General features: G+C 56.5%; 9 protein-coding genes. 3 read left to right on the top strand and 6 right to left on the bottom strand.

Going from position 1 to position 12,085, the window contains the following annotated elements:
- Nucleotides 1-15 precede the first annotated feature (15 nt).
- A complete protein-coding gene (locus I9187_RS02885) occupies nucleotides 16-1,248 on the top strand; it encodes a mandelate racemase/muconate lactonizing enzyme family protein (protein WP_171181491.1) in 1,233 nt (410 codons plus the stop codon).
- 112 nt (nucleotides 1,249-1,360) lie between these two features.
- Entirely contained in the window at nucleotides 1,361-1,648 is a 288-nt protein-coding gene (locus I9187_RS02880) for a metalloregulator ArsR/SmtB family transcription factor (protein WP_171181572.1), read from the top strand.
- Nucleotides 1,649-1,652: 4 nt separating this feature from the next.
- On the opposite strand, the gene I9187_RS02875 is transcribed toward I9187_RS02880, so the two are convergent.
- Nucleotides 1,653-4,649, bottom strand: a complete 2,997-nt coding sequence (locus I9187_RS02875; protein WP_171181574.1) for a cyclic nucleotide-binding domain-containing protein — start codon at nucleotides 4,647-4,649, stop codon at nucleotides 1,653-1,655.
- A gap of 245 nt (nucleotides 4,650-4,894) precedes the next feature.
- Between I9187_RS02875 and I9187_RS02870 the strand changes: the two genes are divergently transcribed.
- Nucleotides 4,895-5,257: a DUF3307 domain-containing protein gene (locus I9187_RS02870; RefSeq protein WP_171181576.1), complete on the top strand. Its 363-nt coding sequence runs from the start codon at nucleotides 4,895-4,897 to the stop codon at nucleotides 5,255-5,257.
- 5 nt (nucleotides 5,258-5,262) lie between these two features.
- Here the strand turns inward: I9187_RS02870 and I9187_RS02865 are convergent, their stop codons facing one another.
- From I9187_RS02865 to I9187_RS02845, 5 genes are read right to left on the bottom strand one after another with little or no spacing between them, the layout of a single operon-like run.
- Nucleotides 5,263-5,994, bottom strand: a complete 732-nt coding sequence (locus I9187_RS02865; protein WP_171181492.1) for a hypothetical protein — start codon at nucleotides 5,992-5,994, stop codon at nucleotides 5,263-5,265.
- A gap of 56 nt (nucleotides 5,995-6,050) precedes the next feature.
- A complete protein-coding gene (locus I9187_RS02860) occupies nucleotides 6,051-7,355 on the bottom strand; it encodes an FAD-dependent oxidoreductase (RefSeq protein ID WP_171181495.1) in 1,305 nt (434 codons plus the stop codon).
- Entirely contained in the window at nucleotides 7,352-8,026 is a 675-nt protein-coding gene (locus I9187_RS02855; protein WP_171181497.1) for a TetR/AcrR family transcriptional regulator, read from the bottom strand. The genes I9187_RS02860 and I9187_RS02855 overlap by 4 nt, the downstream gene beginning before the upstream one ends.
- The gene (locus tag I9187_RS02850) at nucleotides 8,027-9,571 is read right to left on the bottom strand and encodes a trimethylamine methyltransferase family protein (protein WP_171181500.1); all 1,545 of its coding nucleotides are present in this window, start codon (nucleotides 9,569-9,571) and stop codon (nucleotides 8,027-8,029) included. It lies immediately after the preceding gene.
- A 2-nt stretch (nucleotides 9,572-9,573) separates the two neighbouring features.
- Nucleotides 9,574-11,976: an FAD-dependent oxidoreductase gene (locus tag I9187_RS02845; RefSeq protein WP_171721908.1), complete on the bottom strand. Its 2,403-nt coding sequence runs from the start codon at nucleotides 11,974-11,976 to the stop codon at nucleotides 9,574-9,576.
- Nucleotides 11,977-12,085: the final 109 nt, after the last annotated feature.

Here is a 12,085-nt window from a genome sequence, read left to right as displayed (position 1 = left end):
CCGAGAGGATTTGGGATGAAACTGCAGGATCTCGACATTATCGTCACCGCCCCACCGGCGCCGGGTTGGGGTGGGCGATATTGGGTATTGGTTAAGGTGACGACCGATACTGGCATCACCGGCTGGGGCGAATGCTATGCCTCCTCCGTCGGGCCAGAGGCGATGCGCCATGTCATTCAGGACGTGTTCGAACGGCATATGCAGGGTGAAAACCCCGAAAACATCGAGCTGATGTTCCGCCGTGCATATTCCAGCGGCTTCACCCAGCGACCAGACCTGACCGTAATGGGCGCGTTTTCAGGGTTGGAGATCGCCTGCTGGGATATTCTGGGCAAGGATCGCGACCGCCCCGTCTATGCTTTGCTGGGTGGAAAAATGAACGCCCGAATCCGTGCCTATACGTATCTTTATCCCCTGCCCCAGCATAATCTGACTGATTTCTGGACTTCTCCTGAACAGGCCGGCGAAACGGCTGCTGCAATGGTGCAGCGTGGCTATACTGCCGTCAAATTCGACCCGGCAGGCCCTTATACGATCCGGGGAGGCCACATGCCCGCCATGAGCGACATTTCCATGTCGGTCGCTTTCTGCAAGGCGATCCGCGAAGCCGTGGGCGACAAGGCCGATCTGCTATTCGGCACGCATGGTCAATTCAACACCGCCGGGGCCATTCGGCTGGGGCAAGCGTTGGAACCTTATCATCCGCTTTGGTTCGAAGAACCCACGCCGCCGGACATGATCGAAGACATGGCTCGCGTCGCCCGCAATGTCCGCATACCCGTCGCCACCGGAGAACGCATGACAACCAAGGCCGAATTCGGTGCCGTTTTGCGCGCCGGGGCCGCGGAAATCCTGCAACCGGCGTTGGGACGCGCGGGCGGGATCTGGGAGATGAAGAAAGTTGCCGCAATGGCTGAGGTCTTCAACGCTCAGATGGCACCGCATCTCTATGCAGGGCCGGTGGAATGGGCGGCTAATATCCATCTGGCTGCGTCGATCCCTAATTTGCTGTTGCTGGAAAGCATCGAAACACCGTTCCATGACCAACTGATCAAAGGGTCTGTTCGGGTCGAGGACGGGTTCGTAACCGCGCCAACAGCGCCTGGCCTTGGGATCGACGTTGACGAAGCCCTGGCCCGCGCGCATCCCTATGAGGGCCGCGACCTGCACTTGCAAATGCAGGAGGACCCCTGCGATTACGCCAACGGCAACGCTTTTCAAGGCGGCGCACCGGCAACCGAGGGGTGACAACACCAGTGTGTTTAGGGCATATTGTTCCGATAAAAAGCGGAACAACGGTCACAACGTGGAACTCAAAGAAACCGATCCTCAGGCGCGCAGCACGGACACTCTGCCGGACATGAAAGACAATGCCGCCCGCGCGGCTGCCTACCTTAAAACACTGGCCCATGAGGGACGGCTGATGATCCTGTGCCACCTTGGGGACGGAGAGAAATCCGTGGGTCAGCTTGAGAATCTGCTTGAGCTGCGTCAAGCCGCTGTTAGCCAGATGCTGGCCCGCCTGCGTGAAGAAGGGCTTGTCTCAACCCGCAGAGAGGGCAAGACGGTCTACTATTCCTTGCGTGATGGGAACACGGAACAAGTGATCGGCCTGCTCTACAAACTGTTCTGCGCAGAAGACACCTGATCCCCTAGCTTGAAACGTAGCCTGCAATCACCTGAAGCAGCTTGAAGGCGGTTGCAGCGTCATTCTCGACGACGGCAAGGAATTCCTCTTCGCCAATCCGCAGACAAGACAGCTGAGTTTCTGCCACCATACTCAACGCGCGCGGCTCTTTGCGGATCAGGCCCAGCTCTCCGACCAAAGCGCCCGGTCCAACGGTGGTGATCAACTGATCCGGCCCTTGATCCTGCGGCAGGTACAATCCGGCCTCACCCTCAAGCACAACATAGGCACCATCGGTTGGCTGGTCGTCTTTTAGGAAAACCACTTGCCCGGGCTCGGCGTCAAACCAGCGAGCACCAAAGGCCAACAGGCGCAACTGACGTCGGTCCAGACCAGAGAACAACGGGGTCTGTTCCAGAGCACGCAATTTCCGCGCCAGATCTGCCGATGCTGCGCTGTCTTCCTCCACGTCTACCGGCCCTCCGTCCGAGACCACACGACCTTGCCTGATTTCAACGAACATGTCGAATACATCGGGGTTTTCAAACTGATCGTTCAAGTAGATGACAGTAGTCTCCGGCAGCAACTCACGCAGCTTTTTGTAGACGGCCACCTGCGTTTTCATGTCGTAACTGGCCAAGGCGTTTTCCAAGATCAGGACGTCCGGTTTCTTGATCGTTGCGCGCGTAAACGCAAGTGGCTCTGCAAACACCGCGGGCAGGTTCTGACCACCCAAGGCCACCGGCACGTCATAAATCAGTTCCGTCACCAATGGCCGCGCACCGTTTTCGGCCAACACATCGACAATCAGCTTGCGCGCCTCATCGGAACGGGCCCCGCCAATCTGACTGACTTTACCAAAAAGCGCGTTTTCCATGACTGTCAGACCGGGTGCGTATACCTCCGGGTCCAGCGGAACAAAAACATCCTTCAGACGTTCCATCAGCTTCTCAGAGTGGCTGTGTCGAAGTTCGAGAATCCGGTCCTTCAGCTCATCGGTGAAAGCTGGGCCGATCTGTTCCGCCGAAATAACAAACGGCACAGCCAGCATATTTGCCAACTGTGCATCGTCCAACCCGGCCGAGCCTTCTTTGCGGGTCTGCTCAACCAGTTCGACCGCAGCCTCATAGGTCTTTGCATCCAACCCGAGCTTGCGGAACAACGGGTGATCCGTACCGTCCAAACCAAAAATCTGGCGCAACATCTCGATCACGTCGCGGGTCAATGCGATCAGCGTTTCATCCAGCCCCAACTCTCGCAGCTGGCCCAGAAAGACCGTCTGTTCTACCAGCAAAGCGTGTGTCACCGGAACGCAGGGCGTGGCAAACAGAAGATTCTCGGCAACAGGCAGGGCGGGGTTGTACAGATTGCGGTCGAAGATCAACGCCTGTTGTTCCAGACCCGCGTCCTGAACGGCTTTGCGCACAATTGGACGCAACTCGACCAGTTTCTGAGCCAGTTCGCAATGCTCAGCGGCGTTAAAGCTTTGTTCTGCACCACGCTGGAACAGGGCCGCACCAGACCCCATCCCGTCGATCAGCTGCAACCACCAATCGCGCAAGGCCGCCGCGTCCGGAAGCCCTGCCAAAGACGGATCAAGCCAATCCACCTTGAACGGGTCGGAACTGTTTCCTGCCCGCAGGGTTTCGCGAAAATCGGGGTCATCTGCGCTCTCTGACAACGGTCTGAACCGCATAGGCATCATTACGTTGTCGCCCAAAGTGCCCTGAAACATCACAGGGCGGGACGTAGCATAACCTATACGTGAGGCCACAACGCCCTGATGCAGTTCGGCCAGGTTCACATCCCCGATACGCACCTTGCCACCACTGGGCAAGATTTCACGCGTCAAAAGTTCGGCGATGGCACGGCGGTCTTCCTCGCTGGGGGCGGAAATGCCGATCGTCTTGCCGCCCGGAAAGCTGAGGTTCAGATCGTCCAACACCTGATTGCCGTCCATGTCCCGAACCGAAACATGATCCAGCACAATATCATCGTTCAGATTGGGGCGTGCGTCAGCTTCGCCCTCAAACAAGGCTTCGTCCTGCATTCCGCTGGGCGCAAAGCGGTCAATCACCACGTCCCAACGCAAAGACATGTCCTGTGTCTGGTTGTAGTAGGTCAAAAGCTCTTTCCAAGGTGAGCTCAGATCTTTGTAGGCCGCAAGCGCTGCAACCAGCGCCCCCAGCGAGACCGAGCCTTGCAGCACCAGCAGACCGCCGATCAGATAGAACATGAATGGCGTCAATTGAGAGATGAAGTTGTTTATGAATTTCATAAAAAACTTCTTCTGGTAGATCTCGAACCGGATGCCGAACAACCGCCCCAACTGATCAGAGATCATCGCCCGGCGATAACGCCAGCCACCATTGGCGCGCAGCGTCGAAGCCCCTGCAGCGTTTTCACCGATTTGGGCCGCAAGCACCCGCACTTCTTGAATACGCTTTTTGTTCAGCAGGTTGATTTGGCGTTGCAGTTTGGGGATCAGCCAGGCTTGTACCGGAATCAGTGCCACCGCGGCCAAGCCGAACCAAAAGCTTTGCAGGAACAAAAAGGCAAGGATCGTGATCATCTGACCCGCCTGCAATACAGGCTGGCTGATCGCATCCCCCATCAACCCGCCCATCGGCTCGCTTTCGGCGGTGATCATCGACACCATCTCGCCCTGGCTGACGCGTTCGAAATAGGGTTGTGGAAATCGCAACGCACGGCTGATCAACTGATACCGAAAGCGCCGCAGCATCCGCTCGCTCAGCACACCTTTCATGGTGTTGATGCGCATTTTCATCAGGCCATGCCCCAATACGGCCGCTAAAAACGCAAAGCATAGAATAACCAGAAAATTCGTCTGCGACATCGTATAGCCCCAGATGGTTACTTCTGGGTTGGGTGCACCAATCGCATCATTGATAATGCGCTTAGGCAGTTCCAACGTCAGGTAAAGCAGCGGGAACAATGTCGCTGTCACAGCCAACAAGATCAGCTGGTCGCGTTTGGAGTACTTCCAGATAAAGCGGAAAATCGTGCGTTCTATGGAACCTGCCCCTGCTGCTGACCGACGACGCGGTTCAGATGTTATCCACGCAAATTCAACAGCATGACTCTAATGCCATCCAGACATAATTGGCAATTTTTTTCCCGATTGTGCGAATTCTTAAGCTTATGTGAACTAGTTCATTTACGTATGCCCATCTAATTGCCTAGAGTGGTCAGCAGGACGAGATCGGGAGGGTTCTTTTGGCTGCCAGTTTTGGCGCAGTGTTCGTTATGCTTTGCTTATTGCTTGTAAAGCACATGTTCGCTGACTTTTACCTCCAGACACCGAAAATGCTCTCTGGACGCGGTGAGTATTTTCATTGGGGACGTGCACAGCATGCAGCAGTACATGTTGCAGGCTCTATTATTGTGTTCTTGGTTTTTGGCGCACCTTTGGCGTTTATTCTGATTGTCGCAGCGCTTGAATGGATAATCCACTTCAACATCGATTTCGTCAAAGCCAGCTATTCTGACAAAAACCAGCTGGAACCTTCGCAAGCCGCCTTTTGGCGCGCGGCCGGGTTGGATCAGTTGATGCACAACCTGACATATGTGGCGATGGTCTGGGCGTGGGTTAGCTTTGCAGCAGCCTGAATAGGTTACGCCGCCTCTTTCAACGCACCCATTCTGTACGCCCGAAGCCACATTCGATCCAATGCGTCGATCTTTTCGGGATCGAATCTTTCTTCGACCTCCCAATACCGACCTGAGTCGACGTAATAGCCCAGATCGTGTTCTATTTGGCGTGCTGGACCCATTCCTAATGTGTCAATAAGTGGTGACGCGGACAGATTAGACCGGCTGGTTGAGGAAAAGACCAATCGGCTGGGCCCGTTGGACAACCGAACTGCTCTGCACCCCTGTTTGGCTGCAAAAAGAGCCAGACGCGCAGATTTAGCTTCGAGCGATCGCAGAGTCACATCGTCCCGCAACGGGTCCGCGGCCCCGGTTCCGTAAAAATGGGTCTTGCCAGAACCCGAATACATCATGTCGCATCCAAAAAACGCCAATACATCCGGATTCAGAGCCGCCAGCGCCCAATACCCGGCTGTAAAAGCCATCGTGCCGCCCGCGTAGACGAACCCGCCATATTCGTTCTGCTTGGGCACATAGTCTTGCGCAGTGACGATGCTTTGCGCTTTGGTAACGTCCTTCGGACATCTGTCAGTCGGAAAATCTTCGGGATGGATTAAGTAGTCCCAGTCCTCTCGAATGCGCCACGCGTTGTTGATGGCGACAATATGCGTGAAGGGCTGGCGCGACCAAGCCCTCGCTTCTAAGGCCGAAGGAGCACTGCCCAGAATCAGAACTTTGGTTTGTCGGTCGGTCATAGCGGGGCCACCCTCTTTGCCAGCCCCGCAAGACGTAGATCGTTTACAGGCCGTGACTAGCCCAGCACCGAGAAACTACTTTCTTCGTTGATCGGACGTTTGCGCGAATAAAAGCCGACATCGATGCTCCGCTTGATATAGGGCAGTTCGAACTGCAACGGTTCTGCGTCATGGTCGGCACCACCCTCGCAATACGAGATCAGAGCCGTCATCATCTTACCCGCAATCGGCGCGTTTTTGTATTGGTTCCCGCTGGAACCGCAGGCCATGTAGAACCCCGGCAGGCTGGATTTGTCATAGATCGGAATCCAGTCGGTGGACGCATCATACAGGTCAACAACGCCCCGCGTTTTCGACGGGATGCCAAGACTGGGGACACGTTGCGCATAGCGCATCGCCTGCGTGGTCCATTGGTCAGTGAACTCACGGTTATAGTTCACATCGTCCTCGCACCACTGATGCGGATCACATTCCGGGTCTTCTGATCCGACAAGGATATGGTTTCCATGTTCCGGGCGACAATAACAGGCGATGTCGCTGTCCGAGACGATGGTTCCGTCATTTTCAAAGTCGAACCCTTCTGGTGCCGGAACATGTACCACCTCTTGCCGCAAGGGTCGGGTTTTGATGGTCATGTCGTCCAGAACACCGGCCATCTCGTTGATGATCGCCGAACCCGGCCCCGCAACGTTGACGACGACCTTGGCGTGGATTTCCTCGCCCGAGGCCAGTTTGACGCCGGAAACGCGCCCGCCCTCGGTCAGGATTTCAGCAACTTCAGCGCCGGTGCGCATCTCGGCCCCATGCTGCTTCGCGGCATCCATCAGGTTCTGCGCAGACAAGGCCGGGTCGGTGACATACCCCGCTTGCGGCCAATATACACCCCCGGTCATCTTCCGCCCGTTGGACTGGCCAAACTCGGGATCATCCATACGGCGCGCCGGGGCAAAACTGTCCAGCGAATAAACCGGCAGGCGCTCCACCACTTTCTCAGCCGACCATTCCTCGAAGGGGCAGTCCAAATCCGACGAATTGCGCATGTGCTTTTCCAACATACCGTTCGCCTCGGTCTTCATGACCAGACAACCGGTTTCCCGGAACTGGGCCAGATTGGCATCTTCGGGCAGACCCAAATAGTCGGCCCAGTCGCGCCAGTAATGGTAGCCTTCCCAGGCAAAGGCCGTTCCGTCAAAGGTCGAATAATGCATTCGGATTATTGCACAAGACCCGGCGGTTGAGCCGTGACCAACCTGAGAATTGCGGTCTAAAGACAGGGTTTTCCACCCCGCCTTCGACATCTCGAACGCAATGGCCGCGCCGATCACACCCGTGCCAATGATGATTGCGTCTGGTTGACTCATTTCAAGTCTCCTTTCCAATAACGCATTGTATATGCGCTGAATTCTTCAACTTCTTCTGGCTTTGGCTCAACGCCGGTAAACGTGTAGAGGTAGTGCGCCAATAGCGAGATCCGCATCTCAATTGGTTCGTTCATTTGTGCCAGGTCATAGCCAATCTGCATGTAATACAGTACCCGCGCTCGAGTTTCGGCCTCGATCTCGGAATAGCCGTAGCGGGCAAACATTGCGTGCAGTGCCGCAAGGCGACGCGCGTCGGATTGGTCCAGCGCACGCCGCACCTTGCCGGATTTACGCGCCCAGTCACGTACGGCAAAGTCCAGCGCAGTGTCGAACAACTCGCTGTTTACCACACAACGATGCACGTTGCAGACAGCTGCTGTGATTGTCTCAGCCGGGGCCTCCGCCTGCTTGATCAATGCTGCCGTATTGGTGGCTTGCCAGCGGGCAAGCAGCGCATCCATCAGTTCTTGCCGAGATTTGAAGTACCAATAAAAGGATGAGCGCGATACAGCCATCCGCTCAGCAAGATTCAGAACCTTAATTTGATCTATCCCGTCCGAAATCAGCACGTCCATTGCCACATTCAACCAATCGTCACGCGTGACCTTGACGTTGCCGATCAAGGGTTCAGCCTTGGGATCATCGCGGTGAAGGACAGGTTTTGTATTCATTCAACTCTCCGGCGGCGCGCCGCCCTCGGCAGTCCGACGCGCAATAAAGTCGTGCATGGCACCCAAGCGGTCACTGTCAGTACTTGGTGCTTTGAAGTCGCTCAGGATGCCTTTCCAAACGTCAGTAGCCCGATTATTCGCATCAACCGCCCCACGTTCGGTCCAGGTGCCAAAGTTGGCATAGTCATGAAGATGCGGTTGATAGAACTCGGTATTGTACCGCTCCATCGTCTGGCTTGAGGCAAAGAAATGTCCACTGGGTTCGACCTCACGCAAGGCCGTATCATATCCGATCTCTGCCGCGCCTGCCTGTGCACCCGCGCAAAGTTCGGCCACCATGTTCAGGACCTCGGCATCGCAGACCAGTTTTTCGAAGGATACGGTCAGGCCACCCTCCAGCCAACCTGCGGAATGGATGATCACGGTTGCCCCGGCCATCAGGCAGCCCCAAAGGCCAAACTGGTTCTCGTTCGCGGCCTGCACATCGTTGATGTTTGACGCTGATCCTGCTGCCGACCGCCAAGGCAACCCCAGGTGCCGCGCCAATTGACCCGCAGCCAGAGACGCCTGGAAATGCGAAGGCGTCCCGAATGCAGGGGCACCAGATTTCATATCCACGTTGCTTGTAAACGTTCCATAACAGACCGGAGCACCGGGCTTGGCAAGCTGGGTCAGGGTCAAAGCGGCAAGCGCTTCGGCATGGGACAAGGTGATCGCCCCGGCCACAGTAATCGGAGCCATCGCGCCCATCAGGGTAAACGGCGTGATGATCGACATCTGACCATGCCGCGCGAAGTCGATCAGACCTTGCGCCATCGGAATATCCAAAGTGCGCGGGCTATTGGTGTTGATGATCGTGTAACAATGCGCATTGCCCTGGAATTCATCACTCGAAAGGCCACGGGCCGTGGACAGCATCTCAAAGCAATCCATCACCTGCGGCGTGCCGCGCGAGAAAAAGAACGGGAACTTGTCTGTAAGCTCCATCTGCGCTTGCGTGGTAAAATAGTGGCGCAAATGGGTTGGTACGTCCTGCGGCTCGACCTGAGGCGAGATCATCTGGAATACATCGAAATGGTGCGTGAGCTTCAGAAACTCCAGATAATCCTGCCCTGTCGCGGGGCGACGTCCACGTTCAAGGTCGGTCGCATTCGGAGCCCCGGCACCGGGTTGAAAGACCAAAGTGCCCAGTTCAAGCGTGAAATCCCGCCGCCGCGCTCCGGCTCGGCAATCAATAGATTTGGGGGCCGAGGCCACAGCGGCCCCAACCATCTCGCGCCCGATGAAGACCATTTCACTGTCTTCGTCCACGCGCGCACCACCTTGTTTGAAAAGCTTGCGCGCCTCGGGTAGCAGACATTTTACGCCCAATTCTTCCAACGTACGCAACGCAGTCTCATGCATGTCGGCGATCTGATCCGCCGGAAACACCTCCATTTGCGGGAAAGGGTTCTTGAGCTGGCGATAGTTCACATCGCGACTGGGTTGCGGGGCGGCTTCGGCCCCCCGCCCGCGCCGCCTGCGTCCTCGGTCCTGAGCGGTCATGATCAGCCTCGCATCGCTTTGCCTTGCGGGTCATAAGGCGACGGCGCAACCACGCGTGCCGACCGTTCCACGCCAACCACATGGACGGACAGTTCAGTACCCGGTTCAGCTTTGTCGCGGTCAATCAGCGCCATCGCTAGCGATTTGCCGGTGTAATGCCCATAGCCACCCGAGGTTACGAAACCAACGCGTTCACCATTGGCCCAGATCGGCTCGTACCCGCTGGCATCCGCGTCCACAGCATCGATTTCCAACGTCGCCTGTACCTGTGCCGGACCATTGCCATTGCGTTCGGCAAGCGCGGCCTCTTTGCCGACAAACTCTTTTTCCCAATCGATCCAGCGATCCATGCCAGTCATGCCGGGTGTATAGGCTTGCGTGAACTCCGCTGACCAAATGCCAAAGCTCTTTTCCAACCGGGTCGACCCCATGGCGTTGAAACCAACCTCGCGAAGGCCTTCTTCGGCACCGGCCTCCAACAAGATACGGCGCAGTTTGATGTGGTCGCCATAGCGGCAGTTGATCTCGTACCCCTTTTCGCCGGTCACGGACATGCGCGCCACGCGAGCACGAACAAGGCCGATGTCGAAATCGCCGCAGCCCATGAATTTCAAGCCCGAGATATCCTGCTCCGCCAGCTTTTCGACCACAGCCTGCGATTTCGGCCCAACCACGGCAAAGCCGCAATATTCCTCACCCAGATCACGCAGTTCGACACCGTCAATCATATGATCGTCAAACCAGCGCTTGTGCCAGGCACGCAGATAGTAGCTGCCCATGATCCACCAGGTGCCGTCGCCCCAGTTCAAAACGGTCAAATCGCCCTTAAGCCGCCCATCCTTGCCCAGCATCGGGGCCAGTTTCGCGCGCCCCGGGGCAGGCAGTTTCGAGGCCATCACCCTGTCGAGCCACGCTTCGGCATTCGGACCGGTCACTTCAAACCGAGAAAAGCCCGAGATATCCATCAGGCCCACGCCTTCACGGATGGCCTTGCATTCTTCAGTCACGATGTCATGTGCATTGGACCGCTTAAGCGTTGGTGTTTCCTCGAAACCCTTTGGTGCGAAATACAGCGGCACCTCCAGATCCCAGCTGACGCCCCATTTGCAGCCAGCCTCGGTCATCGCGTCATGCGCAGGAGCCATCTTCAGCGGACGGCCTGCAGGCAGTTGTTCGTTTGGATAGGTCATCACAAAACGGCGGGAATAGAACTGACCCGTGGTCTCGCGGATATAGCGCTTGTTCTGCGCATAGTCGCCGTAGCGGGCCACATCCATTGACCAGGCATCAGCCTCGGGCTCGCCATGGATCATCCATTCGGCCAAGGTCTTACCCACGCCTCCACCTTGAAGGAAGCCCGCCATCACCGCACAGGCAGACCAATAGCCACGTTTGCCCGGCACCGGACCGACCAAAGGGTTACCGTCGGGCGAAAAGGTAAATGCGCCGTTCACCCATGTCTTGATGCCGACATTCTGAATCGAAGGATAACGTTCAAAGCCCAGCGTCAATTCGTTCTCGATCCGGTCAAGCTGTTCCTGAAACAGCTCTTCGCCATAGTTCCACGGCGCGCCGTCCATGGCCCAATGCTCGTGATCTACTTCATAAATGCCGACCAGAACGCCCTTTTGGTCCTGCCGCATATAGGTGAATCCTTCCAGGTCCACGGTCATCGGCATCTCAAAATCGGCGGCTGCGACTTCGGGCACTGTGTCAGTGATCAGATAGTGGTGCTTAAGCGGTGATACCGGCAATTCGACGCCAGCCATGCGCCCGACCTGCTTGGCCCACAGGCCCGCCGCATTGACCACATGTTCGCAAGTAATCGTGCCCTTGTCGGTCACAACCTTCCAACCTTCATCGCTTTGAATCAGTTCCTCGACTTTGGTTTCTTCGTAATACTCAGCACCGCGTTTTCGGGCCGCTGTTGCATAAGCCTGCACTGTTCCGGTTGTGTCGATATACCCTTCACGATCCGCCCACATAGCACCCAGCACGCCCTCGGTGGACATGATCGGACAACGTTTCTGGGCCTCTTGCGGGGTCAGCAACTCGCAATCGTCAATCCCGATGGACTGGAAAATTCGGTAGTTGGCCTGCAACCACTCCCACCGTTCGGGCGTTCCGGCAAGAGTCAGACCGCCGGTCATGTGCAAACCGATATTCTGACCCGATTCCTTTTCGATTTCACTGAGCAGGTCGATGGTATACGCCTGCAGTGACGCCATATTCGGGTCGGCATTCAACGCGTGGATACCGCCAGCCGCGTGCCACGAAGAGCCCGACGCAAGCCGCCGCCGTTCAAGCATCACGACATCCGACCAGCCAAACTTGGCCAGATGATACAGAACCGAGGCCCCGACGACCCCGCCCCCAATGACAACAACGCGATACTGAGATTTCATCTGAACCTCCCCAAAACAAAATCTGGGAAAACGCTAGTGGCACTGTTCATTTCTGTCTAGACATTTCTGTACAGTGCAGGCCAGCAGGGATGGGCGCCTTGGAACGGTG

It is taken from the genome of Ruegeria sp. HKCCE4148 (genome assembly GCF_017872495.1).
GTDB lineage: Bacteria > Pseudomonadota > Alphaproteobacteria > Rhodobacterales > Rhodobacteraceae > Ruegeria.
Note: the sequence above shows the minus strand (reverse complement) of the source record. Positions and strands in the feature narration are given on the sequence as shown.

Coding starts and splice junctions, on each gene's coding strand:
- I9187_RS02865 (WP_171181492.1), bottom strand. CDS start 5,994: ATGACCGACCGACAAACCAAAGTTCTGATTCTGGGCAGTGCTCCTTCG.
- I9187_RS02870 (WP_171181576.1), top strand. CDS start 4,895: ATGCTTTGCTTATTGCTTGTAAAGCACATGTTCGCTGACTTTTACCTC.
- I9187_RS02855 (WP_171181497.1), bottom strand. CDS start 8,026: ATGAATACAAAACCTGTCCTTCACCGCGATGATCCCAAGGCTGAACCC.
- I9187_RS02885 (WP_171181491.1), top strand. CDS start 16: ATGAAACTGCAGGATCTCGACATTATCGTCACCGCCCCACCGGCGCCG.
- I9187_RS02880 (WP_171181572.1), top strand. CDS start 1,361: ATGAAAGACAATGCCGCCCGCGCGGCTGCCTACCTTAAAACACTGGCC.
- I9187_RS02860 (WP_171181495.1), bottom strand. CDS start 7,355: ATGAGTCAACCAGACGCAATCATCATTGGCACGGGTGTGATCGGCGCG.
- I9187_RS02845 (WP_171721908.1), bottom strand. CDS start 11,976: ATGAAATCTCAGTATCGCGTTGTTGTCATTGGGGGCGGGGTCGTCGGG.
- I9187_RS02850 (WP_171181500.1), bottom strand. CDS start 9,571: ATGACCGCTCAGGACCGAGGACGCAGGCGGCGCGGGCGGGGGGCCGAA.